20 protein-coding genes, 5 tRNA genes and 1 pseudogene are annotated in these 25,690 nt (G+C 41.6%); 17 read left to right on the forward strand and 9 right to left on the reverse strand.

Annotated elements, in window-relative coordinates; genetic code table 11:
- Positions 1-164: 164 nt before the first annotated feature.
- Entirely contained in the window at positions 165-1,307 is a 1,143-nt protein-coding gene (locus vsple_RS14575; RefSeq protein ID WP_261883633.1) for an acyl-CoA desaturase, read from the reverse strand.
- A gap of 182 nt (positions 1,308-1,489) precedes the next feature.
- Here vsple_RS14575 and vsple_RS14580 point away from each other — a divergent pair, with 182 nt between their 5' ends.
- The 5 genes from vsple_RS14580 to vsple_RS14600 all read left to right on the forward strand — a co-directional run bounded on the left by vsple_RS14580 (position 1,490) and on the right by vsple_RS14600 (position 7,443).
- Positions 1,490-2,029, forward strand: a complete 540-nt coding sequence (locus vsple_RS14580) for a GNAT family N-acetyltransferase (protein WP_261883634.1) — start codon at positions 1,490-1,492, stop codon at positions 2,027-2,029.
- Positions 2,030-3,389: 1,360 nt separating this feature from the next.
- Positions 3,390-3,998 (forward strand): winged helix-turn-helix domain-containing protein, encoded by a 609-nt coding sequence (locus vsple_RS14585; RefSeq protein ID WP_261883635.1) that lies wholly within the window; start codon positions 3,390-3,392, stop codon positions 3,996-3,998.
- Positions 3,988-4,443, forward strand: a complete 456-nt coding sequence (locus tag vsple_RS14590; RefSeq protein ID WP_261883636.1) for a hypothetical protein — start codon at positions 3,988-3,990, stop codon at positions 4,441-4,443. Before vsple_RS14585 ends, vsple_RS14590 begins: the two co-directional genes overlap by 11 nt.
- Entirely contained in the window at positions 4,436-5,773 is a 1,338-nt protein-coding gene (locus vsple_RS14595; RefSeq protein WP_261883637.1) for a GGDEF domain-containing protein, read from the forward strand. Before vsple_RS14590 ends, vsple_RS14595 begins: the two co-directional genes overlap by 8 nt.
- A 14-nt stretch (positions 5,774-5,787) precedes the next feature.
- A complete protein-coding gene (locus tag vsple_RS14600; protein WP_261883638.1) occupies positions 5,788-7,443 on the forward strand; it encodes a response regulator in 1,656 nt (551 codons plus the stop codon).
- A 190-nt stretch (positions 7,444-7,633) separates the two neighbouring features.
- Here the strand turns inward: vsple_RS14600 and ylqF are convergent, their stop codons facing one another.
- The 3 genes from ylqF to vsple_RS14615 all read right to left on the reverse strand — a co-directional run bounded on the left by ylqF (position 7,634) and on the right by vsple_RS14615 (position 10,331).
- Positions 7,634-8,569: a ribosome biogenesis GTPase YlqF gene (gene ylqF, locus vsple_RS14605; RefSeq protein ID WP_261883639.1), complete on the reverse strand. Its 936-nt coding sequence runs from the start codon at positions 8,567-8,569 to the stop codon at positions 7,634-7,636.
- Between the two features lie 232 nt (positions 8,570-8,801).
- Entirely contained in the window at positions 8,802-9,806 is a 1,005-nt protein-coding gene (gene ltaE, locus vsple_RS14610; RefSeq protein ID WP_261883640.1) for a low-specificity L-threonine aldolase, read from the reverse strand.
- 9 nt (positions 9,807-9,815) lie between these two features.
- Positions 9,816-10,331 (reverse strand): NUDIX hydrolase, encoded by a 516-nt coding sequence (locus vsple_RS14615; protein WP_255231905.1) that lies wholly within the window; start codon positions 10,329-10,331, stop codon positions 9,816-9,818.
- A gap of 291 nt (positions 10,332-10,622) precedes the next feature.
- Between vsple_RS14615 and vsple_RS14620 the strand changes: the two genes are divergently transcribed.
- The 9 genes and pseudogenes from vsple_RS14620 (at position 10,623) to vsple_RS14655 (ending at position 17,393) form a co-directional block, all read left to right on the forward strand.
- Positions 10,623-12,281 (forward strand): ATPase RavA domain-containing protein, encoded by a 1,659-nt coding sequence (locus tag vsple_RS14620; protein ID WP_261884033.1) that lies wholly within the window; start codon positions 10,623-10,625, stop codon positions 12,279-12,281.
- A gap of 11 nt (positions 12,282-12,292) precedes the next feature.
- Complete coding sequence (gene viaA / locus vsple_RS14625; RefSeq protein WP_032552636.1) at positions 12,293-13,738, forward strand: ATPase RavA stimulator ViaA; 1,446 nt, start codon at positions 12,293-12,295, stop codon at positions 13,736-13,738.
- Positions 13,739-13,907: 169 nt separating this feature from the next.
- Positions 13,908-13,981 (forward strand) — tRNA-Cys (locus tag vsple_RS14630).
- Between the two features lie 25 nt (positions 13,982-14,006).
- Positions 14,007-14,094: transfer RNA gene (locus tag vsple_RS14635), tRNA-Gly, on the forward strand.
- Between the two features lie 80 nt (positions 14,095-14,174).
- Positions 14,175-14,261 (forward strand) — tRNA-Leu (locus vsple_RS14640).
- 55 nt (positions 14,262-14,316) lie between these two features.
- Positions 14,317-14,390: transfer RNA gene (locus vsple_RS14645), tRNA-Cys, on the forward strand.
- Between the two features lie 298 nt (positions 14,391-14,688).
- Positions 14,689-16,578: a methyl-accepting chemotaxis protein gene (locus vsple_RS14650; protein WP_476723330.1), complete on the forward strand. Its 1,890-nt coding sequence runs from the start codon at positions 14,689-14,691 to the stop codon at positions 16,576-16,578.
- A gap of 67 nt (positions 16,579-16,645) precedes the next feature.
- Positions 16,646-16,813 (forward strand): annotated as a pseudogene (locus vsple_RS22035) (PLP-dependent aminotransferase family protein); the annotation flags it as partial.
- A 70-nt stretch (positions 16,814-16,883) separates the two neighbouring features.
- The gene (locus tag vsple_RS14655) at positions 16,884-17,393 is read left to right on the forward strand and encodes a hypothetical protein (protein WP_261883641.1); all 510 of its coding nucleotides are present in this window, start codon (positions 16,884-16,886) and stop codon (positions 17,391-17,393) included.
- Positions 17,394-17,433: 40 nt separating this feature from the next.
- Here vsple_RS14655 and vsple_RS14660 read toward each other — a convergent pair whose 3' ends face one another.
- Positions 17,434-18,222, reverse strand: coding sequence for a lipase family protein (locus vsple_RS14660; protein WP_255231900.1), 789 nt, complete (start codon positions 18,220-18,222; stop codon positions 17,434-17,436).
- Between the two features lie 283 nt (positions 18,223-18,505).
- On the opposite strand from vsple_RS14660, the gene vsple_RS14665 reads away from it, so the two are divergent.
- From vsple_RS14665 to dld, 3 genes are all read left to right on the forward strand, one after another.
- A tRNA-Cys gene (locus vsple_RS14665) sits at positions 18,506-18,579 on the forward strand.
- A 149-nt stretch (positions 18,580-18,728) separates the two neighbouring features.
- Positions 18,729-19,631: a LysR family transcriptional regulator gene (locus vsple_RS14670; RefSeq protein ID WP_261883642.1), complete on the forward strand. Its 903-nt coding sequence runs from the start codon at positions 18,729-18,731 to the stop codon at positions 19,629-19,631.
- Positions 19,632-19,963: 332 nt separating this feature from the next.
- Positions 19,964-21,670: a D-lactate dehydrogenase gene (gene dld, locus vsple_RS14675; RefSeq protein WP_261883643.1), complete on the forward strand. Its 1,707-nt coding sequence runs from the start codon at positions 19,964-19,966 to the stop codon at positions 21,668-21,670.
- Positions 21,671-21,809: 139 nt separating this feature from the next.
- On the opposite strand, the gene vsple_RS14680 is transcribed toward dld, so the two are convergent.
- The 4 genes from vsple_RS14680 to vsple_RS14695 form a co-directional block, all read right to left on the reverse strand.
- Positions 21,810-22,781 carry an energy transducer TonB family protein gene (locus vsple_RS14680; RefSeq protein WP_261883644.1) on the reverse strand — a complete coding sequence of 324 codons (972 nt, stop codon included), beginning with the start codon at positions 22,779-22,781 and terminating at the stop codon, positions 21,810-21,812.
- A 5-nt stretch (positions 22,782-22,786) separates the two neighbouring features.
- The gene (locus vsple_RS14685) at positions 22,787-23,209 is read right to left on the reverse strand and encodes a biopolymer transporter ExbD (protein ID WP_261883645.1); all 423 of its coding nucleotides are present in this window, start codon (positions 23,207-23,209) and stop codon (positions 22,787-22,789) included.
- 1 nt (position 23,210) lies between these two features.
- Positions 23,211-24,056, reverse strand: a complete 846-nt coding sequence (gene exbB, locus vsple_RS14690; protein ID WP_261883646.1) for a tonB-system energizer ExbB — start codon at positions 24,054-24,056, stop codon at positions 23,211-23,213.
- A 107-nt stretch (positions 24,057-24,163) separates the two neighbouring features.
- Entirely contained in the window at positions 24,164-25,645 is a 1,482-nt protein-coding gene (locus tag vsple_RS14695; RefSeq protein ID WP_261883647.1) for a surface lipoprotein assembly modifier, read from the reverse strand.
- Positions 25,646-25,690: the final 45 nt, after the last annotated feature.

Raw genomic sequence — 25,690 nt, forward strand, 5'->3', positions numbered from 1 at the left:
AGTAATATAGGCAGTTTGTAGATGGAATTAAAGAGTGTCCAAATCCAATGACTATGGAATCGTGAGTCCATAATCTGATGCTCTTAAATGGAGAATCAGCGCTAAATAAAAACACCCTGCTATCGAGGAGTAGGGCGTTTTGACTGAAGCGCTGCTTTTAAATACTAAGCGTACTGTTCTACCGTTTGGACCCAATTGCGCTTCTGTTGTTCGAAGTTGAGCTTGATTTGCTGGTAACGAACTTTAAGTAATGAGTGCTCATATTTCTTAACTACGTCGTCGCGTTTGCTCTCAAGCAACTGCTTTTTCACCGCATAGTATTCATTCATGTTTGCAACAAGAGAGTCGAACTCTGCTTGCAGCTTTTCAGCAATTTGAATGTTGTCTGCTCGATGCATGATTTTCTGTTGAGTACGCTTTAACAGCATCGCAGCTTCTGCTTTCTCTATTCGTGCTTGTGGCGTTTTCTTTAATTTCGACGTTAGGCCACATAGCGACGCGCCTTTGATCAGCCACTTAGTTGGATCGTATTGCCACCAGTAAATGCCATTGCGGTAATCGTTCTCAAAAATATGGTGGAAGTTGTGGTAACCCTCGCCAAAAGTCAAAACCGCAAGAATGCCATTATCACGTGCTGTATTCTTGTCTGTGAAAGGTTGGCTACCCCAGATGTGCGCAAGTGAGTTAATAAAGAAAGTTGTGTGATGGTTAAGTACTAGGCGAACTGCACCAACCATTAGCAACATGCCAATCACGTCGCCATAGACCACGCCAAGCGCAATAGGTACGCCAAAATTCATAACAAGTGCTAACAAGATGTAGTGTTTATGCTGCCACATCACAATTTTGTCTTTTTTAAGGTCGCGACAATTTTCGTAGTCCTTGTAAATTGAAGTGTTGTAGTTACGAATCATCCAACCGATATGCGAGTACCAAAAGCCGCGTTTCGCAGAGTATGGGTCTTTGTCGTTGTTGTCGACATGCTTGTGATGTACGCGGTGATCTGAAGACCAGTGAAGGGCGCTGTTTTGAAGTGCAAATGCACCACCCAAAGCAAAAAGAAATCGTAAGCTAGAATGTGCTTCAAACGCTTTGTGTGACCACAAACGATGGTAACCCGTTGTTATTGATAGATTACAAAAGCTAAAACAGATTGCTAACCAAACCCAATGCTCCGCTCCATAGCCGTTGTAGTAGCCATAAAGAGGGGCGGCAATCAAAGCCAAAAGCATACTAAAAGAGAAGATAAAAACATTTAACCAGATAAGAGGTGGCTTGCTATTTTGCGTTGTATTGCCAGTTGTCATCAGCATATTCCATTGAGCGTACAGTTGTTCGCTAGAATATCAGCGTACACGTGTAAGTCAATAATCAAAGTGTAAGTACCTGTTAGTAGTCAGGCTTTAATAGTATGTTTTGCTTTAATTTTGTGTTTAAGTAGTATTAAATGTAGAAGTAATAAATAAATGGAAGTGCTAAGGGCTAATAAATGGAAATTAGAGTAGCTGAATATAAAGATTACGAGCGTATCGCACAGTTACACGCAGACAGCTGGAAAATCTACTATCGTGGGATTCTTGCTGATCAATATCTAGATCACGACGTTCTAGAAGACAGATCGGTAATTTGGCAGACTCGCCTCATCAATCCACCTTTTAACCAACATGTACTGCTGCTTGAAGAGGGTGGTTTGCTTGTTGGGTTTGTATGTGCGTTTGGTAATCACAACTTCGACCGTGGTACTTTTATTGACGCTTTGCATGTCGATAACGCCTATCGTGGTCGTGGGATTGGTAAGCGTTTATTGTCAGAGCTCTCAGAGCGACTTGAGCAATATTATGCTGATAGTGGTCTTTACTTAGAGGTGATGTCGAAGAACAAGCAGGCTATTGGTTTTTATGAGTCTATTGGTGGTAAAGAAGAGCTTGAGCAGATCTGGGACGCGCCTTGTGGCAGCAAAGTCAAAGAGAAAGTCTACTCTTGGTCATCGCCTTCGACTTTGGCCCAGCAACTGAAAACACCTGCTTGATAAAGCTAACAAGATGATAAACGAAAGCCCTGAGTATTCGCTCAGGGCTTTTTGTTTTCAGCTAAAACTATCTAGTTCAGTAGGTGGTTACCATTTAGTTATACTTTACCTCTGTTAAATACTCTCTTGTTCTATGGTGAATCAAAGGAGTACAAGTAATATGATTAGATCTAATCATATTACTTGTACTCACTTTGAAAACCTCAAAATTCAAGTTGATAGATTATATTTTGACAGCGTAGGAGATAATGGAGAAATTTTACAACGCTATGCAAGACATCTAGAAAAATATCACGTGGGACAGTCACATTTAGCGTTTAACTAAAAAAAGCTAACTCAGTTAGAAGCAAATAATTAACTTACCATTAATAGAATTATGACTGAAGATAACCATAAATATTTATGTTTATGATCTATTGAAATAAATAATATATAAATTGTATTTCTTTATTTTAAATTAATTTTATGGGGAAATATAATTGATATACAAAAAATGGTTAATATTTTTATCGACCAGATTATGACGTCAACATCGAATCAAAGAGGTTTGTACTATATGATAAAAAATTACGCAGTATATCGAAACAAGAATAGATATATAAGTAGAGCGATTGAACTATCAGTAGTTACACTAACATTTATAGACTTGTTCGTGATTGCTACATCAAGTAATTTTAGCATAGTCAAAACTGGACTTATGTTACTTCCATTAAGTCTAGTTCTATTAGTATTTTTCTATCTTTCAGAAAGGCTAAGCCAAGTGTTGCCACAATGATTAGCTTGAAAGTTGTTTCAATTTGCATAAATTGCACTTTTTATAAATTTAGTTGAAAAACTTAAGGTAGCTCTTGGTATAAAGTTGGTTGCATATTTGAGAGATCAGTTATCCATATCTAACGTCTATCCTGATTTGAAAACCTAAAACTCACGTGACGTAAATCACACTAAATCTTCATTTTAGGTGTAATTTATATATTTTTTCTATGGTTATTTGGTCGGGGCATTTGTAATACATACGTCGCTAGGGTGTCAACAAACGCGTATGAAAGCGACGGTCTAAAGAAACGGAGAAATCATGGATATGAGTGAGTCCTGTGAGACTTTATATATGCAACAAGTGGTAAATGTTACGTTGATTGCTAGCTCTATACAGTCCATTTTAGATATGTGTGACAATGAGTTAGTTGCGGGAAAAAACATGCACTGTACTTTTAAACTGCCTTTAAACGACATCGATTGGGTAGAGGCATACTTCAGGAGCAAAGGTGGACTTAGCTTTAGCGTAACCAATGTTTTCGATTGAGTAATTGTACACAAAATGAACTAAAATGTACGTAGTTACCAACAGTCGGAGTGAAAAATGGATCTGATTCATATTGGTCCTTTTGAATTAGAGATATCGCAGAATGCTATTTTGAAGATGCCGGACGGGAATGTTTATGCTATTACGCTTCCAGAAGCCTACATACTAAAAAAGCTTCATAGCCACACTGGTTCAATTTTATCAAGAAAAGAATTAGAGAAAGCTGGTTGGGGAGAGAACAATTCTACTGGTATAAATTCTCTAGCTGTAGCTATATCTAACTTAAGAAAGATACTTAAGTTAGGTGGAATAAAAATTGTTAATGAACCGAAACGTGGTTACAAAATCTTAATTGACATAGAAGGAAATCAAGTTGAAGGTCTAGGTCAAAAAATTGAAGACAAGCATATTGGTTACTTTGGTGGATATACCGTTAGTGTTTTTTTTAAAATGCTGTCGTCAATTGTAATGTTAGCTATATCACTATCAATTATCCTATATTTTTATATGTCCTGGGTTGATGTAAAGTGTGATAATATATTTTCTAATGATGTCTGTTATTTACATTCAGAAGAACATGCTCTAGGTAGTATCAAATACAATATAGGTAGTAAGATTTATTTCGTCTCTCCAAAGTATTATGTTGAGGTGAAAAATGATGGATAGACTATTTAGTATATCTATTTCGTTATTGATACTCGTGTCATCATTTTTAGCATATGGCGTTGTTAATGGAGCTGGATGTGGGTATCAGATTACAAATATAAAACCGGATATTGGAAGAGAAACATATTTAACTTGTTACAGAGGTAAATTCGTAGCGTTACATTACCATTTTGATGAACTGAATAAACTTATGTCGACATGGAAAGTGGAAGGGCGACAATTGGCATATGGCAAGCAAATTATTTATTTTGTTTATACTCGAGAAAGAGTTCAGGGAGGAGATATTGAAAATGCAACGGATCGTTACAACAGAATGTCTCAAGCTTATCGGATGTTATTTTACCACTTTGAAAGGGATGATAACACCATTTATATATTTCAATCATTTCCTCAAGATAAGTTAATTGTTGGTAACATTAAGGGTAGATTGACCTTAAATGAATAAGTACGTAAACAAAACAAATACGATAATTGGATTTCTTATTGTTATTTTTATCTTCGTTGAGTTTATGGCTAAACGAGAACTTATTAAAGATGAGATAGAATTGTCATTGATGAATATGAAGTCATTAGCCAACTTGTTCGACAAGTTAACAATGACTCAAGACATTAATAAAGGTATAAAAGAAGATGTAAAACTAGTAACTATAGAGAATTTTTATGAGGATGAGTCATTTGATCGATTTAGTGAGAAACATGTAAAAATTATATCACACTATATAAGGCAGCTAGCATACTTCGATAAAGTTGCTGAACATGGGCTCATACTTCCAAGGTATAAAACGGTTATCAATCATAAGCCTTATAAAACAAAAATAAACAATGTACCTTTTGATTTGTTGTGTGAGAAATTATCCATATGTACAAAGCGGTTTCTTGAAGAAGGTTATCTAACTGACCATACAACTCACTTTAGTAATCCTTACCTTATAAGAGGACAGTCTAATATAATGTTGTATAAGCATGTTGGTGGCTCTGAATTTGGCCCATTAATATATTGGTTTAAGTTTAAATACAATCCGGGGAATTTTCTGTCAAATTACCATGTGGTATTTTCAGAATACAATGAATTTTCTGGTTATAAATATAGAATTTATAAGAAAATTAAAAAAAGTAATCTTGATTATTTTACCATTCCTGTCATAGATAGTTTTGAACACAATAATGACAAGTTATCCTATAATGCTGATCTTGGTATTTTAGATATATTTGATAGATATATTTTATTGAAAGTTATCATTGTTTTAGGGTTTGGTGTTACGGTTTCTATTGTAACAACACGTAAAAGACTTCAAATGAATAAAATTTCATCAATGAATATGATGATATACAAAGATTCGTTAACTGGCCTCTTGAATAGAAAATCATTCGATAGTTATTCAGCTAATATTTGTAAAAATGAAAATTTTACAATTTTTAGTATCGATGGAAATAAAGTTAAGTATTTTAATGATAAGTACGGACACAAAGTCGGCGATGAAGTAATCAAAGCAATTGGAAGAGCAATCAAAAATTGTTTCCCTAATGAAGATAAACTATTCCGTATTGGAGGTGATGAATTTGTCGTAGTCATGAGTGGTCTATATGAAGAAGTTGAAATTAGCGAAACTATAGAAAGACTAACGGATATTTTGAGTAAAACTCTGATATTGAAGGGAGAGGGGGTTTCAGTGTCTTGTGGTGTAGCCCACTCAAGTGAGTGTTTCGATTTCCAATCCACACTGAGGTTATCTGATAATAGAATGTATCAGAACAAACATGATTTATACAATTAGAGTAAATTTCGTTAATGAGTGTGTCTAATCTGAAAGTTCTTATACTCGATGATTCAAATGTAGTTATCAGTAGTGTCCGAGGTATGTTGTCAAGAATCGGATTTAGTGAGAGGAACATCGCTTTTTCTCAGAGTCCTAAAAATGGAATTGCATTGGCAAAAAAAGAGTTATTTGATGTAATAATATGTGATTATAACTTTTACTCAACACTTGATGGCAAGCAAGTTTTTGAAGAAATGAAACATTTTGATTGCTTAAAAAGCGACTCGATATTTGTCGTCATCACAGGTGATTCATCTTTAGAGACAGTAAATTCATTAATCGATCTAGAGCCAGATGACTATCTTTTGAAACCGTTTAATCAAGAGTTTCTTAGAAAACGAGTAATTTCTGGAGTAGAACGTAAACGTGCAATGAAAGGTATATATATTGCTAGAGATAGAGGTGACTTTGAAATAGGCGTTCAAGAGTGTGACAAGCTATTGCCTTTTTTTCCTCAGTATTACAATTATATAATGAAAGAAAAAGGTCGATTTTATCGTCTCATGAAACTCTGGAATCAAGCGAAGGAGTTTTATAAGTCTCTTCTCAATCACAATGACTCCGATTGGGTTGTTTTGGGCCTTTCAAATTCTATGAAGAACCTAGGAGAATTAGAAGAAGCTAGAAAGTTAGTCAACTCTATTATAGAGAGAAGCCCAAATAACATTAATGCTATAAAAGAAATGGCTAGCATCGATCTTCATTCCAATAAAATCCCAGATAGTATAAAAAATATTAAGTTAGTCAATAGTTTGACCAAGGGTAGTTCTGAGAGGGAGTTAGTGATCTCTAACTTATCACTATCAGTTGGTGACTATCGTGAATCATTTAATTTTTATAAAAAATACTACAACTTAAACAGAGATACATTTAGAGATGATCTTTGGATGAAATTAAATTTAGTTCGAAGAATGCTAATGTTCTTCACTAGAGACTCCCAAGAAACCATATCATTAGTTATGATAGAGTCTTCAGTGTTAGAGTTAGTTTCCATAGAAGATAGGTCAGAATCATGGAAGATAAATGTAGATATTCTGACATCACACTTGTTACTCCTTCAAGGAAAGTTCGAAGAATTTTTAGGTCTACTAAATTCTTCTTATCGGGATTTGCTCTCAAGTGTTAACAGCAATCTATTTCACTTTTACGATATTTTATATTTTGTTTGGTTATTGTCTTATTGTTCTTATGACAAAGAAAGCCAAGAAATGTCTGTTATACTTGCAAAATCTTTCAAAAAAAGCATCGTACAAAATAAAAATGATATAAATAGTGAAATAATCCTGGATTCTATGAAAGCTCTCCTTGAACAGTCAATAGATTTAGAAAGAGTTAAACGTGACTGGCTTGATGAAAGATATCAAGTATTACAGGGTTTAAATATGAATGAGTCGCTCCCTATTTATATTGAGATTTCACAAAGGTATCCAACTCTAGTATCTGTTCGGACGAAGATTGTGGAACATTTAGGAGATGTTTGGCCAGAGGGGTTGGGCAAGACTCAAACAAAGAGATTACTAAAACAAAGTGATGATGTAGTAAGACAACTTAGTGATAGAGATTATCTAGAAGTGATAAAGTATGACTGTTGTTATCAAAAAGCACTTTCTACTATTAGTCGGGTCTGATGTTTTTTGTGTTGTCGGCCTGAGATTGTTAAATTTTTCGATGATTGTTTGAGTGTGGCCCACAGTGATACACGATCTGGATATGTTCTATGACATTCTTCGTTTTGTTTTGGTATAACGCCCTACAGTATTGTAGGGCGTGAAGACCTGGGAAGTTTGCGTACTGGCATCACTCGAATATGAGCAATAGCTATCGCTTGTTCTTCAGGTAACGCTTGCGACGTTCTTCTTTTTTCTTCGCTTTCTCTTCTGCTTTACGCAGTGCTGCTTGTTCAACTTCGATCAGCTCTTGCGTGATCATTTCTGGCAGCTCTAAAGTTACTTGGCCAAGTGTGCCGTTACGCAGTTCATGAAGAAGAATTTCTGAACACTTATGCAAATCGATATGACCACCTGCACGCAGTGCACCACGTTTGCGACCGATCTCTTCCATCAATTCGATGTCTGACTCTGGCAGCTCTTCGATTTGGTAACGCTCTTTCAGTAGGTGAGGGTATTGCTTCGCCAAGTACTCTACCGTGTAGAATGCGACTTCATCGTATTCCATTGCAGTATCTTTTACTGCCCCAGTTGCTGCTAGGCGGAAACCACTGTGAGGGTTTTCTACTTTGGGCCACAAGATTCCCGGAGTATCCGAAAGCACCACACCGTTTTGTAGGTTGATGCGTTGCTGGCGACGAGTCACAGCAGGTTGGTTACCTGTTACAGCGATCGTACGACCTGCCAGACAGTTAATGATGGTTGATTTACCAACGTTTGGAATACCCATGATCATGGTGCGAATGTTTTTACCAATCTCTTCACGGTGAGGGGCTAACTTACGTACTAGCTCCATGATGTGATTTACTTCTTCTTTAACGCTGGTAGTAATCGCGATCGCTTTTACGCCTTGCTCTTTTTCAAAGTGTTCAATCCACATTTGAGTGAGTTCTGGATCCGCAAGATCGCGTTTGTTTAGAACTTTAACTACCGGTTTACCTGCTTTGATCTCTGCAATCATTGGGTTTTCTGAACTAAATGGAATACGCGCATCTAGTACTTCAATGATAACGTCAACTTTAGGGATAACTTCTTCGATTTCTTTGCGGGCTTTGTGCATGTGGCCCGGAAACCATTGGATAGACATAGAGATAAACCTTGTAAAAATATTTTGAGCACATTGTAAGGGTTCAATAGGGCGTGTAAAGCTATATAGGCTTTGCACTGCTATATAACGGTAGAAAAACGATCAAGTGCTTTAGTTTATTGAGTTTAGCACAGGCTGAAGTCGGATTATCTGGTTATACGTCGAGGGTTGACGGAGCTTTTCGAAGGGAAAAACAAACCCTATGCTACTAGCAACATAGGGTTGTATTCAGTTAAAGTGCTGATTTAAGCTCTGTGAGGAATCGAGCGATGTCTTCGCTAGAGATATCACGGTGTGTCACAAAGCGGATTGGGTTGCTTGGTGTAATCGTGATCTCTTTTGTTGCCAGTTTATTTGCTATTGCAGTGATATCGACACTGTCACCTAGCTTGGCGAATACGATGTTAGTTTGAACAAAGTCGGGGTTCACAGAGAAGCCTGGCAGTTCGCTAAGGCCAACTGCGAGATCTTTTGCATTTTTGTGGTCGGTTTTCAGTTGCGCCACGTTTTCTGTAAGCGCCATTTTACCTGCTGCCGCCAAGATACCGGCTTGACGCATACCACCACCCACCATTTTTCTTAGGCGACGTGCTTTAGCGATATACTCTTTGCTGCCTAGAAGTAGTGATCCAACCGGAGCACCTAGACCTTTAGATAAACAGATGGTCATTGAGTCAAAGTGTTGAGCGATCTCTTGAACAGGGACATCTAATGCTACCGCTGCGTTGTAAACACGAGCACCATCTAAATGCAGTTTTAAACCGTGCTTATTAGTGAACTCACGAGCTTCTGCCAAGTAGGAGAGTGGTAACACTTTACCGTTGATGGTGTTTTCTAAGCTCAAAAGTGTTGTGCGAGCGAAGTGGCTGTCGTCAGGTTTGATTGCACTTTCGAGTTTGCCAAAGTCTAGAGTACCGTCTGGGTTGTTCTCGATCGGCTGTGGCTGAATTGAACCGAGAACTGCGGCACCGCCCGCTTCATATTTATAGTTGTGAGCTTGCTGCCCACACAAGTATTCATCACCGCGGCCACAATGTGCCATTAATCCAAGAAGGTTGGCTTGCGTGCCCGATGAAGTGAACATGGCGGCTTCAAAACCTGCCTCTTCGGCGGCCCACTGTTCTAAGTCATTTACAGTCGGGTCATCACCGTAAACATCGTCGCCAACCTCTGCATTAGCCATAACTTGGCGCATAGCCTGACTCGGTTTGGTGACGGTATCAGAACGAAAGTCCATATTTCTCTCCTATAGGTAGCCGCAAAGTTGGGCTTTACTTAAACACGCGATAGTTTTGGTATCGGTAATTTGATCGTTACGAATTTTTTGTTGAAGCTCTTCAACAGTAAGTTCGAGCACTTCAATCACTTCGTCATCATCACAGCTAAAGCGTGTGGTCAGGTTGAGCTCTGATGCGACGAATAGATGCTGGATCTCATCACAGAAACCAGCGAGTGGAGTCACTTGCCCCAAACTCTGAAATTGATCAGCACTATAACCAGTCTCTTCTTCGAGTTCTCGCTTCGCACAATCTAAAGGTGTTTCACCTTGTTCCATCGTGCCTGCTGGGAGCTCTAACAGCCATTTTTTTAACGAAGGTCTAAATTGATTAATGAGAATGACCTTTCCATTGGACGTGATGGGAAGTATGACTGCTGCGCCAGGGTGTTGAATCGTGGTGTGAGTAATTAAGGACCCGGTGGGTAATTTAACATCCTCTTCTATTAATGAGATGCTTTTCCATTTGTGGATTATTGTTTTCATGGAGTGGTAGTCACTTTCCTTGCCAATTGCCGGACATATAAGACGTTGACCACCTTAACGCCAAATATGTCGAAAATAAAAGAAAAATTCTGAATGTGTTTCCAGCAACTCATCACACATTGTGACACTATTCTCAAAATTGGAATCTTTGATTACAGCAAAATTACCAATCTAACCATCTGATATAAATGCTACTCAACAATAAAATACACTTGTAACAAAGTGCTAACAAATGTATAAAAACATATCTACACTCTTAATTATCTTGAAAGTTTCCGGAGTTTTGCTGTGATGAATCCTTCTGTATCCTCCCATGCTGACAAAGCATTACTCTCCGAACGCATTAACAAGCTTGCTCAAGCCTTATCTGACGGTGTCTACGAACGTGAAGACACCATTAAACTTTGTTTACTTGCTGCGCTTGCAGGCGAAAGTGTTTTCTTGCTTGGTCCTCCAGGTATCGCGAAAAGTTTGATCGCGAAACGTTTAATACAAGCTTTCGATAATAGTAGCTACTTCGAATATTTGATGACGCGCTTTTCAACCCCAGAAGAAGTTTTTGGCCCGTTGAGTATTCAAGAATTGAAAGATAATGGTCGTTACGTGCGTTTAACTGAAGGTTACTTGCCAACAGCTCAGGTTGTTTTCCTTGATGAGATTTGGAAAGCAGGTCCGGCAATCCTCAATACACTATTGACTGTTGTTAACGAAAAAACTTTTAAAAACGGCAGTGACATCGAGCGTGTTCCGATGCGACTGCTGGTTTCTGCATCAAACGAATTACCAGATGAAGACAGCGGCCTTGAGGCGCTTTATGATCGTATGTTGGTTCGTGTGTTCGTAAACCGTATCCAGAATAAGCAGAACTTTAAGTCGATGCTAACCACGGGTACACCTCAAGAAGCGACTATTCCACCGGGTCTTGCTATCACAGATATTGAGTATCACCAATGGCAGAAAGAATTAGATCGTCTAGAGCTTAACGACAATGCATTCGACAAGCTTTACGAACTTAAAACCATGCTTGAAGAGACAGTGAAGAAGCAGGGCGGCGCGATGTCAGACTCTGAGCTTTACGTGTCTGACCGTCGTTGGAAGAAAGCCGTTAAGTTGCTAAAAGCGAGCGCCTTCTTTAGTGGTCGCGATACCGTGAATCCCCTTGATATCATGCTACTTCAAGACTGCCTATGGCATAGCCCAGAATCTCGTGATGTGGTTCGTAGTGTCGTTAACGATTTTGCGTTGAACCGAGCGTTTGACCAACAAGAATCGAAACACCAAATTGAGCTAGCACGTGAAGAGTTAGAAGAGATTCAAGCGGACGTAGAATCTACGCTGTCTGTGTCTCTTTCGATGGAAACGAGTAGCGGTCTACTGCGTAAAGACATTTACCAGCACGATATCAAAAACGCCAAAATGTACAGCGTAGGTAGTGCCTACAATCTAGTGAAATTGGTGCTGTTGCAAAGCAATATGTCAGTATCTGAGTCTGAAAAGGGCGACAGTCGCTGGGTTTACGTTGCGAAAGACGACTTCGACCGCGTGATCAAAGAAGGTCACGGTGACATCTATGGTTATGTAAATGAAAACAAAAACCTATGTCGCCTGAAGCTGGATTTAGATGCATCCAACCAACTTGTTATCAAAGACATTGCTAACCGTTCAGTGTTAGTGAGCGTCGTGACGTCTGATGGCCTGGACAAAGAGCTATACGACAAATGGTTAACGGGTGCAGAAGCCGCGCTTAAACAACTTCAAGATGCAGAATTTAACCTTAAAAAAGTGCGCTCAGATTTTCATGGCGCGCTACCACATAACTTTATTGACCCTGAATTACCGAAGGCGATGGAGGCAAGCTTGCAATCCATCACTCAAGATCTTGAAACTACACAAGTTAAGAGCAGTAAGATCGTTCAGCGTATCAAGTTCATGAGCCAATACTTCGAGTAAGGGGGCATTACATGTTAGGAGCAGACGGATTAAATCTGGCTTTAATGGTGGCAGACTCTGGCATCATTGATACTGCAATGAATGACTTATTGGCCCGCTCGCAAGTGATGATGGCGGCGGAAAACAAAGGTGTTAAAACCTCTGTTAAAAACCATTTAGTTAAGTGGCGTGGCAAGGTAAAAAAACGCGTCACCAAAGTCTGCGAAACCGATCGATTTCAACAAGAAATTGCCCTCTACCAAGAGGTGATTCACTGGAATGAAGAGCAGTTTTTTGAAGAGATCGACTCGGTGATCAAAAAGCTAGAGTGGCACTCTGCGTTTTATCTGCAAGCTCGCCGTCTGCTTGAACACAACAAGGGTGTGTACAACGCCATGTTCCCGCATTACTTCTGTGACCAGTGGTATCAAGCCCTGTCTGAAGCGATCAAACAAGCGCAGGTAACTGAGCTTGAAGCGAGTAAAGAGAAAGTGCTTGCAGATCTTTACCAACGCATGGAAACCATGAAAAACATGGACAAAGTGACGGAGTCTGGTGATGAAGGCAGTGTAGGGCGCTTGTGGGATATGGCGTCGGCTAAGCTGAGTAAAACAGACCTTACTGTAATGAAGCGTCATGCAGAGTTCCTCAACAAGCACAAAGGGCTTCAAGAGATTGCTGAGAAGCTTGGCCGTATGGCTGGGTTAGAAGATGATCCTTCACTGCATAAAGCACCGGTTGAAGAGCTTCAAATGGTGGAAGAGAAAGCCGATGAAGCGGTAGATGATATTGTTGGTATTCACGAAAGTGACGATCTCAATAAGATGCTGCCAAACGAAACCATGTTTTTGGCTTACCCAGAACTCGAAGTTATCTTCTACAAGCATTTAGCTGATAAGCGTTTATTGAGTTACCGCTCTCAAGGTAAATCTCGAACTTTAAGAAAAGTGAAAGCGCAAAAACCAGATGCTAAGAATGTAGATATCGAGAAAGGCCCGTTTATCGTCTGTGTTGACGCCTCTGGCTCCATGAGCGGGTTCCCTGAGCAATCGGCTAAAGCTATGGCTTATGCTCTGATGCAAATTGCTTTGGCGGAAGAGCGTGACTGTTACGTGATTCTGTTCTCTTCGGAGCAAATCACTTATGAGTTAACTCGTCAGGACGGATTGCGTGAGGCGAGTGATTTCTTAAGTTACTCATTCCACGGCGGTACCGATCTAGAGCCTGTGTTAATGAAGTCGATTGATCTCATGATGGGCGATAAGTACAAGAACGCAGATTTGGTTGTGCTTTCTGATTTTATTGCGCCTAAGCAGTCTGATGAGATGATTGCGCAGGTTGAGAAATTGAAACAACACAAGAACCGCTTCCACGCTGTGAGTCTTTCTAAATACGGCAACCCTCAATTAATGAGTATGTTTGACCACTGTTGGTCGTACCATCCAAGTCTCGTTGGGCGTTTAATGAAAAAATGGTGATGTAAATTGCTGTACGATTTCTGTCTGAATAGGTGGAAGGTGCAGCAATTTGATTTAAATGTCAGCAAACAGAATTTAAATGCACATTTTTATTTGACTATCCTTTCTCAATCCGTAAAGTAAGCACCCGAACACAGGGGGACAACATCCTAACGTGTTGAAATAAAAAGGCGCCTTGGCAGAGTGGCTATGCAGCGGATTGCAAATCCGTGGACCTCGGTTCGACTCCGGGAGGCGCCTCCATTCAAACCTCGAGTTTGAATACTATGCGAGACTAGCTCAGCTGGTAGAGCGCAACCTTGCCAAGGTTGAGGCCACGCCTTAAGCCTTGAAGATAGGGAAGCTCGTGTGTCGCTCAAAATTTTGTAATGTTGATTAGCATCGACATTAAGATGGTGTTTACGAATCGTAACGGCATCGCAATAAAGAATTGCGTGCCCTGGTGGTGGAATTGGTAGACACAAGGGATTTAAAATCCCTCGGCGTTCGCGCTGTGCCGGTTCAAGTCCGGCCCGGGGCACCATCTATTTCTCTCTAAAGAGATATGTAGTTACCTTAGACTACAACAATCAATTTAAGGCGCCTTGGCAGAGTGGCTATGCAGCGGATTGCAAATCCGTGGACCTCGGTTCGACTCCGGGAGGCGCCTCCATTATTCAATAAAACCAGTCCTAGTGACTGGTTTTTTTGTTTCTGAATTTTGTCTCTTGTTTTAAACATTTCTAATGTCGCCATTTTTTTGGAACCGTTGTATCTCATTAGCCCATCTGTATTTCAACAACGTTCCTTTTTAGCTGTTTCAATACTACTTTGGTATTGCACAAGTCACATATTGACAAATCATACCCAACTTGTTTCATTATTGAGTCGAAACTCTCGAAATATCAGTTGCATAGGTGAGACTATAAAACACTAACTCATGTTCTAAGTTTTATAAGAGGCTCTAAATTATGCAATTTAGTCTTAAGGGTAAGATGGTTTCCTCTGTGGTTCTGGCAATTGCGATGACATCTGCCATTTTACTTTTCATTGGCTACAAAACGTTTCAAACCAACAGTTGGCAAGCTATCGAGAGTGAGAGCCGAAATACGCTCCATGCTCACGCAAAAGGTATTAGCGACTGGTTTCACGACAAGAAACAAGCAGTAAACGGATTACAACAACAAATTTCATTGAATCCAGATTTGGATGTTGTGCCTCACTTGCGCCAAACCTTGGTGTCAGGTGGATTTGGTTTAAGTTACTTCGGAAACAAAGAAGGTGAGATGTTCCGCCATGACCCTTCTTTAAACAAAGCCGGTTATGACCCACGTGTTCGCGGTTGGTACAAAGAGACGTTGGCGGCGAACAGAGCAATTACCACCAAACCTTACGTGAGCGTCACCATGCAAACCTTGGTGGTTACGCTGACGGATCCTGTGTTTGAAAATGGTCAAATCGTTGGGGTAGCAGCGTCTAACCTCGCTTTAGATAAGTTGATTCAAGACGTACTGGCGATTCCAGTACCGGGTGATGGCCGAGCTATTTTGATCGACACTCAAGGCACAGTGGTTGCGCACAGTAACAAAGATTTCATTCTTAAGAAGATCACCGATATTGCGCCCGAGCTAAATGTCGCGAGCTTAAACTCAGCAGCTGCGAACTTAACGACGCTTTACGCAGACGTAGATGGTGTAGAGAAAGTGATCATGGCTGAACCAATCAAGAATACCGATTGGATGCTTGTGATCGAGATGAGCAAAGAGGTCTTGGAACAACCGCTATTTACCATGTTAATCAACCAAGTTACGACAGGTTTGATTGTACTTATCGTAATGGCTATCGCGACCTCATGGTTTGTTGCTCGCCAACTTGTCGAGTTAGGTCGAGTAGGTGAAGCGCTGGCGGATATCGCAGAGGGCGAAGGTGATTTAACCCGTAGGCTGACAGTATCTAGCCATGATGAAGTGGGGCAATTGGCTGATAAGTTCAATACCTTCATTGACCGTCTCCATGAGATGATGAAAAACGTGAGTAACGTGTCCTCAGCAATGACCCATGGTGCAGAACATGCTAATCAAAGTGCGATGAAGCGAAGTGAGAGCGTTGGCAAGCAACAGGATGAAATCACAATGGTAGCGACTGCTGTGACTGAAATGGCAACAGCAACGTCAGAGATCGCATCCAACGCGGATAATACCGCTAAGAGCGCTACTTATTCAGTAGAGTTGAGCGAACAAGGCTTCCAGCAAATGGAGAAAAGCCAAGCATCAATTAATGAATTGGCTAATGAGTTAACTGGTGCAGTATCCATCATCAGCGAACTTGAAGAGCACGGTCAGCAAATAGCGACGATTTTGGCAACGATTCGTGATATAGCTGAGCAGACTAACCTACTGGCACTTAATGCTGCGATTGAAGCGGCGCGCGCGGGCGAGCAGGGGCGAGGTTTTGCGGTTGTTGCAGATGAGGTGCGCGTATTGTCGCAAAGAACACACGCATCAACGGAAGAAATTGAAGACAAGATCAAACGACTTCAACAAGCAACCAATGGAGCGGTTGAAGTGATGAATCAGAGCCATGATATGGCGCGCACCAGTGTGAATGACGTTAACTTAGCGGGTGAAAGTTTGGAGCAGATCCGTGAAGCGATTCAGGTGATCAGCGATATGGCGACCCAAATTGCTTCAGCTGCAGAGGAGCAATCGCTGGTAACCGCTGAAATCAACACCAATACCGAATCGGTTCGTGAGGTGAGTGATGTAATGGCGGTAGATGCTTCTGATGCTGTTGTTCAAGCTGACCAACTCAATCAGTTAGCTAACAACCTTAAGCAAGAGCTGAGTCGCTTCAAGCTATAAAGATCAATGGATCTTAGCAACACAATAAATCAAGCACAGGCCGTCGAGTCTGTGCTTTTTTGTTTTTCAGTCTTTCAATGAGCTAGATGATCTCGTTGCTATAGAATCCCCCGCCTTTTATGGCACACTTCAAACCATAGAGTGATTAAACTTAACGGCGGTAAAGATCCCAACAGCTCCGAAGATTGGAATCGATCTTGATAACGTGTTTCAAAACTTCTCGCTTGTAAGCGTGTGTAATGAAATCGAGCACTATAATAAAACACTGTTCATAATTGTTGGGTTATCAAGAAAAGGAATAGTGAATGTTCAGAAAACTCGTATCAGTATCATTGATTACCATGCTAACCGGTTGTGTGCTTTATCCAACAACGCGAGACTATTACAAGCCGATTGTGCAAGTTGGGCAAGCAGAGACAGCAAGTTCTGGGTGTGGTTATCACAAAGCGAAATATGACGCTCTTGAGCAGACCGTCGACGATATCACAGTACGAGTTTATCCTAGCTTGTCCTCAGAAAAGACATTGATAGTGAAGTTTGGATTAGAGTCTTCACAGGACAGCGACCATTTGAAGCTAAATACCGTTATCAGTAATGACGTTCAATTAAATGAGGAATTTGAATCACTGACTTTAACGTCGAAGTATTTACATGATGGGGTGTTTCGCACTTGGTACTCGTCAAATGCTTACCAGCTTACTGATCAACCGAATCAACTGATGATCTCTGTGTCAGACAGCCATGGCAAGACATATCAATTCATGTTTGAGTTTACTACCCAGTCAGATCTCTACTACGCGTCGATCAACTGTTAGGCAGTGACAATACTTAGAATCGCGTAGGGCAATTATGCATTTATCTCTGATCAAAAAAATCTTTGTTGCGAATGTACTTACTCATTAAGTGATACGAGAAGGGACGAATAACCCAACTGAGCAGTGAGCGCCCAAAGCGAATTAGGGTTGGGGTGTTCTCATAGATTCGACCGTTGTAAAGCCAGAGCATTCTGCCTGCGTGCCAATAGACAAGGGGAATGGGTGGCATGAAAGTCACGATGTCTAAATCACAGCAGATGCGATAAGTCTTCTTGTTAAGAGAATAGCGCTGCTTGAATTGCCAGTTGCCAATCGCTGGTTGGCCAAACGTCACGACACGTTTAATGCTCTTAGGGTATTTGTGATTCAGGTAATCAGCGAAAACGCAGCCAATAGCTCCACCGGAAGAGTGGCCGGTGATGGTAACGCGCTTGCCTTTTTCGATGAGTGGCGCGAGTGTAGTGTCTAAACGCTCGAAGACTGAAGCGCCGAGTGTATCGTCGTTTCTACTGGGTTGGCTCTCTTGAAACAAAAGATGATAAAACCCTGCGTGGATTCGGTAGTTGAGTCCAATGGATTTACAGCTTCTTGTCCATAACGCAAAGTTCATCAGCCAATCACTGAGGCTATGAGACCCTTTAAGCACCACAATCACCTCTGTTTCTGCTTCACTCCACAATACTCGGATCATGGTTTTGCCAAATTGATTTTTGATGATTCGTTGTCCGTTTGGGTCAAACCCATAGCGTGTATGTCTAAACACTCTCGGGTAGGCGAGATTGCACAAAACGGCGTACCTTTCATATTGGTATCTTTTAAGTGGTTTCAAACTTGATTCCAATTTTCCCTTTGTTTCTTACCTTAGTGAGCAATTGTGAAGTATCCATGAAAACTAATACGAAGAATTTAGCTTTTGGCGCTTTGTGTGCTTATTTTGTTCAACATTAGCTTAAAGCATCAACGAATGAGACAGTAAAGTTTAGTCAACGGTTGACTCAATTTTTATAGGCGCTATAGTACGTCCCGTTCTCGCACAGAGGGTGTAAGAACACGGCACAATTGTTATAGGAGATGGTTTATACAAACTCCCTAAGATAACAATAAAGCTCAAAGGCGCCTTGGCAGAGTGGCTATGCAGCGGATTGCAAATCCGTGGACCTCGGTTCGACTCCGGGAGGCGCCTCCATTTCACTATCACATCAGATTGGTCAGCTATGCTGGCTTTTTTTATATCTAAATTTTGTGCTCCGAGCTGAACAAGTGTGAGATTAGGGTCAGCTTTTTTAATTAAAAGCACCTAAAATTACCTTGTTATCAACAAGCTTGCGAGAGTCCATGAGAAGTACCGACGATTACATCATCTTTTATCACTTAATCGAGCAAGGCTCTTTTAGTGGCGCTGCAAAACAGATGCAGTTGACCAAGTCGGTGGTGAGCAAGCGCATTGCTAAGTTAGAACAAGATCTCGGTGTGCAACTTCTCTATCGAACGACACGCAGTATTAAGCTGAGCGAAGCGGGCCAGTCATTTTATGAACAAGCAAAACGCGTTTATCAAGCTGTTGCAACAGCAGAAGAATCGATCGTTGGCTTAGGTCAGAGCTTGTCCGGTAGCATCAAGATTACCGTACCTACCATCTCTGGGGAGCTCATTTTACCGGGAGTGATTGCTGAATTTAATGAGCGTTATCCAGACATCAACATAGACATGGATCTCGACAATCGCTTTGTCGATATCGTTAACGATCGCTTCGACCTTGCTATTCGAACTGGTGTGCTGCCAGACTCGAGTCTGATTGCTCGTAAGCTGGTGGATGCGCACTGGGTCGTGTGTGCTTCACCTAAGTATCTGGCCGTAAATGGCAAGCCAGATTCCCCTCAAGAGTTAGTCAAACACAACTGCTTGGCGTACTCCTACCAAGAGACTGGAGCAAAAGAGTGGGCCTTTAAAGCGGGCGATGAAGTCTACCAAGTCAAAGTTGATGGTAATCTGTGTACCAATAATTCATCGGCATTAAGAAACGTGGCTTTGTTAGGGCAAGGGATCATTTACGTACCTAGAGTCTTGATTCATGAGGATTTAGAGCAGGGGCGTTTAATCCAACTGTTTCAAGGACAAACGGCCAAGTGCTTAGGCATTTATGCGGTTTACCCTTATACGCGTCAGCAACCTGAAAAGGTGAAGCGTTTTATTGAACACTTGTACCAAGGGTTTCAAAAGCGTAGCCATCAGTTTTAGGCTAAGTCTAAGCAAAGTTTCTAGCTCTTTTTCTGCTCGGTATCTCATGCTTGGCACCTCACTTCACATCTCGAATATTAGTCGGTGCAAGCGACGCATTTGCAATAACTGGATGTGTGACGCAGCTGTTAATGTTTGGTTTTGATATTGTTTCCATAAAGAAACAATCTGTTTCTTACTCAAGTTTTGAAGTTTGTTTTTGTTAACTTGTTGAAAATATTAGCTTTATTATAAGTAAGCCTAATATTGGAGAGTGTTGGCGAGATCAGCAGCGTAGACGCTGTATAACAGGCTGCTTATAGTGGCTGGGCATAATAATTAGAGATATGGATATGGAACAAAAGCAGCTGATTGATCAATTCAAGGTAATCGTGGGTGACGACAATGTGTTAACCGACGACATCAAAACCAAGTATTACCGTTCGGGCTTTCGCTCTGGTGGTGGTTCTGCACTGGCCGTTGTCTTTCCAAATACCTTGGTAGAACAGTGGAAAGTTATTAAGCAATGTGTCGAAGCTAACTGCATCATCATTATGCAGGCTGCTAAAACCGGTTTAACAGAAGGTTCTGCACCAAGCGGTAACGATTATGACCGCGATGTTGTCGTTATCAATATCACTAAAATGAAACAGATCCACCTTCTTGATGGTGGCAAGCAAGCGGTTTGTCTGCCGGGTGCGAGTTTACACTCCCTCGAAAAAACATTAAAAACGGTTAACCGTGCACCACACTCTGTTATCGGTTCTTCTTCTTTAGGTGCGACAGTGGTTGGCGGTATCGCGAACAACTCAGGTGGGGCGTTAGTGAAGCGTGGCCCTGCCTACACTGAGCTTGCGATATTCGCTCAAGTCGATAAAGACGGCAAACTTCATTTAGTTAACCATTTAGGCATTGATGGTCTTGGCGAGACACCAGAAGAAATCTTGCAAAACGTTCAAGACGGAAACTTCGACCCAAGTAAAGTTGTTCATGATGATCGAATGGCGTCTGACAAAGAGTATGACGAGCGCGTAAGAGACGTGACCTCTGACATTCCATCACGATTCAATGCGGATGATCGCCGACTGTTTGAAGCTAGCGGTTGTGCCGGTAAGCTTGGTGTGTTTGCAGTTCGCGTTGATAGCTACCCAGTACCAGACAAAGAGCAGGTCTTTTATCTTGGCACAAATGATCCAGCGAAACTCACTCAGCTGCGCAAAGACTTTTTGACTCAGTTTGAGAATCTGCCTGAAATGGGTGAGTACATGCACCGTGATATTTTTAATATGGCGGAGAAGTACGGCAAAGATGTATTCCTATCCATCGACCATCTTGGTACGGACAACTTACCAAAGATGTTTGCTTTAAAAGCCAAGGTTGAAAATACGTTAGAGCGAATTCCGTTTGTTAGTAAACATCTGCCAGATACGATCTTGTACTATGCGAGTAAGTTGTTCCCGCAACATTTACCGCAAAGGTTGCTAGATTATCGTGATAAATACGAGCACCACTTGATCTTGAAGATGAGTGATGGCGGTATTGATGAGGCTAAGAAATACCTTAAAGAGGTGTGGGCAGCAGAACCAGACCAAGATTACTTTGAGTGTACCGCGGAAGAAGGTAAGAAAGCGTACCTGAATCGTTTTGCAGCAGCAGGAGCGGCGATTCGTTACGAAACCATCCATCGAAATGAAGTAGAGGATATTGTCGCACTCGATATTGCGTTACGACGTAACGACGAGGAGTGGTTAGAAACACTGCCACAAGAGGTGACAGATAACCTTGTGATGCCTCTCTATTACGGCCACTTTATGTGTTTTGTCTTCCACCAAGATTACATCTTCAAAAAGGGAACAGACACAAAACGCATGAAGAGATTGATGTTAGAACACTTGAATAGCCGTGGCGCAAAATACCCAGCGGAACACAACGTAGGACACTTGTACGAAGCGGAAAACTCACTACAGAAGTTCTACCATCAGCTCGATCCAACCAATACCTTTAACCCAGGTATCGGTAAAATGGACAAGTATCGCCGCAATTGTAACTGCTGTGCCTAACGAGCTTTAACCGAAAAAATAATAAACAAAGCCACTTCAACGAGTGGCTTTGTTGTTTTATAGCGCCTGAGTTCGAGCATTTGGGCGTTTGAGAGTTTGAGTAAGGGTTTGAAGTGCTAATACTTCAAATACAAATGACTCAAAAGCTAAAGTTGATTGGAAGAGTAAGGCTTAAGCGTGTACCAGTTATGCTCGTCGGGGGTTTAATTAATGGTTGAGCGCGGTAAACAAGATCGACAGCTTCGTTATCTAACGAAAGGGTACCCGAACTTTTAACCAACACGACGTCAATCACATTACCTTGGCGATCCATTGTAAATTTGATAACCGGCATACCTTTCCTCTTCATGCGTTTCGCTTTTCTGGGGTAACGCTTTTCTCGCTCAAGATGTGCATGAAGTGCTTGCTGCCAATTGATTTTAGCCGCTTTTCCCGCTTCAGAAAGTTGTCCAACCCGAAGCGCACTCGCTTGCTGCTGGCTATTTTCAGCCATTAAATTAGGTTGAGATTTTGCTGTTTGCACGATTTGTTGCTGGTCTTTGAGATCATCACTGATTGGACGCGGTTTCTCAATCGGAACGGGTTTCACAATCGCCTTTTGGGGATCGGGGGTGACTTTAGGTTTCGTCTTTTTGACAACGGGAGGCTCTGAACGACTTTTAGGTGGTACAGGCGTTTTCGCAATCTGTTTTGGCTCCTCGGGTTTAGTTTTCGTCTCTTTTTCCGGCTTGGCCTCTTGGTTTATTGCTGATGAAAGCGCGTTTGCTTTCTCAACCTCAACGAACTTTGGCTGCTCTTTCACAGCTTTCGGTTTGACGATTGGTTGTATCTCCTCAACCGTTGCAGCTTGGATCATCTGCTCTTGAGCTATCTCAGGTTGATTTTCGCCTATCTCCGTATCTTCTACTTGCATTTTTGCCATCGCAAGAGGAGCAACAATCGTAACCTTAATGGGGGCAGCTTGCGGAGGCGGAGCAAAATCGTACTCAGGTGTCCAAAGGTAATAAACAAGAGCAGATAAGTGAAGGGCAACACTCAATGCAAAACCGACGACAAACCAAGGTCGACGAGGCTTACGTGATCGAACCCTTAAGGTGGCAAAAATACTCATGCTTATTACCCCTGTGGCGTTTCTAAGCCAACGAGCGCAATCTGGCTGTATCCAGCGCGTACAAGTGTGTTCATGACTTTCATGAGTTCGTCATAGGTAATGCTTTTGTCAGCTCTTAGATAAATTCTCTGATTTTGGTCCTCGATAAGTAGCGGAAGATCAAATGGTAGCTGTTCTAACGTTGAAGCCTTATCCTCACCTAATGTCAGCTCTAGCCCCTTACCAACGGTAAGGAACAAAGGTTCATCAGGTAAAGGTGTGGCTTCAGCAGAAGATGAAGGTAGATCGACGGGCACATTAACGGTAGCCAATGGTGCTGCTACCATCACAATGATGAGTAGAACGAGCATTACATCAACCAAAGGTGTCACGTTGATATCGTGGTTTTCCACCAGTTCATCGCTGTCTGAAGATGTTTGAAATCCCATATCACACCACCTGCTTTAATTGTGATGGCATCTCTTCGTTAGTATCGCGGTCACAATCTCGGCTAACAAGTACCATGGTCGCAACAGACACGTCTGTTAGGAGTGCTTTGTAGTGTCCAATACGTCGAGAAAAATAGTTATACATCATCACCGCAGGAATAGCGGCAACCAAACCGATCGCTGTTGCGAGTAATGCTTCAGCTATACCAGGGGCGACAACGACAAGCGTCGTACTTTTGGCTTTCGCGATGCCGATAAACGCATTCATAATTCCCCAAACTGTACCAAATAGGCCGACGAATGGGCTAACTGAACCTATGGTTGCCAAAATGCCCGTCAGTGACGTCATGTCTCGGGTTAACTCCGCTTGAACTCGCTCAAGTCTTAATTGAACGCGTTCTTTAATGCCGTTATGAGTCGCAGGGCCTTGACCGGACATATAGATTTCGTGCTGTGCAGCTGTCACCACGGAGACTTCTTGCCCTGTTTGTAGTGTAAGAGCGGATTCCGCATGCTGAAGAGTGTCTGCGGTCACTAAGGTTGCTAATAGTTGCTTAGTTCTTTTCGTAGCAAGAACGAGCTGTATCTGCTTAGTAATGAAGACTGCCCAGCTCAAAATGGAAGCGACTAATAAAGCGATCATAACCGACTTAACTACCCAATCTGCAGCATGGTACATTCCCATTGGCGAAAGATCGTGGGTGATCAATGGATTTGAAGGTGGGGCAATCTGTTGGTTTGAGACCACAGTATCGGAGATAGGTTGAATCGACGTATCACTCAAAGAATAATGGGAAAACGTCAGCATTAAAAACACTGACGCGATACGAAAAAAAAGCGTTGTCATTAGGTATCACTCACTAGGGATTGAATTAGGCTGGTGGAATAAATTTCCACGTTGTCGCTACCTATACCGAATGAAATTAAAAAAACCGTAAAGAAATTTTAATTATTTTAAAAACGCCTAGTGAACTTGATAGTGATCTCATTTTGCTGGTAGGTGTAGAGCCAATCAACATTGCTTTTTATTCTTTTATGATTCCAAACCAATGAAGGGGTAACACCGAATAACTTGATATCTTTTAGCGAAGCAGAGAGCGCGTAATTTTGCTCTTTATCTCTACGTGTTTCGCTCAGAATGCTATTGAAGCCTTGGTAGTCACGATGTCTAAACGATCCAAAAAGTGTCAGATCAACCCAAGGAATCACATCTGAATTCAAGCCAATTTTACCGCCATAAAGCTCGTAAGCATGGGCTTGTTCTTTATTCTGTTTACCTGTCCAGTCTATGCCACCGAATAACAATAAGTCATGATTAAATTGGTACCAATAAGTAAGATACGAAGCCAGTTGCCAGTCTGTTTGATAGCTGAGCACATTTGGGATGTAGTCTTGATAGTCGGCTTTGAACTCGAATTTAAGGGCACTGTTTTGGCTGGTTGTTCTAAGCCAGTCTAACTTGACTCCTGAGCTGAAATAAACAGAACTGTTCGCGTAACGACTTAATTCAAAAGAGGGGCCGATTGATACTTTGTTGAGGCGATCATGAAAACTGTATCCGAAGCCGATTCGAGAAGTATGTTCATTATAATCACTGTTGTTCCCGTAGTTAGTGCCATAAGTTAGGCCTTGTAAATGAATAGCGTGGTGTCGAGACAAAGAGAAACGTTTATTGATACTCGCCTCAAAATCGATCCCATATGCTTTTTCTTTTTTAGGCGTGACACGGTCAAAGAGACACTGACCTGTGTTGGATGTCACTAGGCAGGTATAAGATTCAGAAGAGCTGTTTAAGTTATCATTAAAAGAACCGCCAATCGCCACAGACCCGTTCCAGCTGTTGCGAGCAATAAGCGCTTGGGTAAAGCTGTCGATGGTTCGAATCACACCAGCAGCTCTCGGATTTTGTGAGGGTATTTTTGATTTGATTTGATTGAACAGATTGAGTGCATCTCGGTTTTGGTTACTTTCAAACAAGACTCGTGCTAGCTCTAACTGCGCGGGCATAAAATTGGGTTGTAAGGCTAATGCGTCTTCGAATGCGAGTTGGGCGTGTTCCAGATCACCTTTAGCTCGCGAGATTGCGCCGTCAGCGTATTTCAGTAACAACGGGTCAGGCTGTTCAAACTGTCGATAGATTTCCAGTAATTGGCTAGCTTGAACCCATTGACGATAACGAACAGCAAGATGAAGAGCTTTCGCGACTTGATTCACATCATTTGTGTCGATCTGGTATCCAGTTTGGGCTGGTTTTTGGGAGTTAGCTTCGCGCTGGTTCTCTTCTTCAAGTATTGCTTGTTCTTTGTTTTGAGCCGACAGGGCGTCTCGTTGTTCAATACGAAACTGCGTATCCGTGTCTTGAGACCAAGAAAGAGGTGAAGAAAAGACGCAAGACAATAGTAGGCAACGTATAAGTGAAGTGGTGTTGGAGTTCATGTGGTGCTCATTAAAAAGAAGCAGCCGAAGCTGCTTCTTAGCCAT

Origin of the sequence: Vibrio pelagius, assembly GCF_024347575.1 — a bacterium.
Classification (GTDB): Bacteria; Pseudomonadota; Gammaproteobacteria; order Enterobacterales; family Vibrionaceae; genus Vibrio; species Vibrio pelagius.

Coding starts and splice junctions, on each gene's coding strand:
- ltaE (WP_261883640.1), bottom strand. CDS start 9,806: ATGGACTTTCGTTCTGATACCGTCACCAAACCGAGTCAGGCTATGCGC.
- vsple_RS14595 (WP_261883637.1), top strand. CDS start 4,436: ATGAATAAGTACGTAAACAAAACAAATACGATAATTGGATTTCTTATT.
- exbB (WP_261883646.1), bottom strand. CDS start 24,056: ATGACAACGCTTTTTTTTCGTATCGCGTCAGTGTTTTTAATGCTGACG.
- vsple_RS14615 (WP_255231905.1), bottom strand. CDS start 10,331: ATGAAAACAATAATCCACAAATGGAAAAGCATCTCATTAATAGAAGAG.
- vsple_RS14620 (WP_261884033.1), top strand. CDS start 10,623: ATGAATCCTTCTGTATCCTCCCATGCTGACAAAGCATTACTCTCCGAA.
- dld (WP_261883643.1), top strand. CDS start 19,964: ATGGAACAAAAGCAGCTGATTGATCAATTCAAGGTAATCGTGGGTGAC.
- vsple_RS14600 (WP_261883638.1), top strand. CDS start 5,788: ATGAGTGTGTCTAATCTGAAAGTTCTTATACTCGATGATTCAAATGTA.
- vsple_RS14585 (WP_261883635.1), top strand. CDS start 3,390: ATGGATCTGATTCATATTGGTCCTTTTGAATTAGAGATATCGCAGAAT.
- ylqF (WP_261883639.1), bottom strand. CDS start 8,569: ATGTCTATCCAATGGTTTCCGGGCCACATGCACAAAGCCCGCAAAGAA.
- vsple_RS14695 (WP_261883647.1), bottom strand. CDS start 25,645: ATGAACTCCAACACCACTTCACTTATACGTTGCCTACTATTGTCTTGC.
- vsple_RS14685 (WP_261883645.1), bottom strand. CDS start 23,209: ATGGGATTTCAAACATCTTCAGACAGCGATGAACTGGTGGAAAACCAC.
- viaA (WP_032552636.1), top strand. CDS start 12,293: ATGTTAGGAGCAGACGGATTAAATCTGGCTTTAATGGTGGCAGACTCT.
- vsple_RS14575 (WP_261883633.1), bottom strand. CDS start 1,307: ATGACAACTGGCAATACAACGCAAAATAGCAAGCCACCTCTTATCTGG.
- vsple_RS14580 (WP_261883634.1), top strand. CDS start 1,490: ATGGAAATTAGAGTAGCTGAATATAAAGATTACGAGCGTATCGCACAG.
- vsple_RS14650 (WP_476723330.1), top strand. CDS start 14,689: ATGCAATTTAGTCTTAAGGGTAAGATGGTTTCCTCTGTGGTTCTGGCA.
- vsple_RS14680 (WP_261883644.1), bottom strand. CDS start 22,781: ATGAGTATTTTTGCCACCTTAAGGGTTCGATCACGTAAGCCTCGTCGA.
- vsple_RS14670 (WP_261883642.1), top strand. CDS start 18,729: ATGAGAAGTACCGACGATTACATCATCTTTTATCACTTAATCGAGCAA.
- vsple_RS14655 (WP_261883641.1), top strand. CDS start 16,884: ATGTTCAGAAAACTCGTATCAGTATCATTGATTACCATGCTAACCGGT.
- vsple_RS14590 (WP_261883636.1), top strand. CDS start 3,988: ATGATGGATAGACTATTTAGTATATCTATTTCGTTATTGATACTCGTG.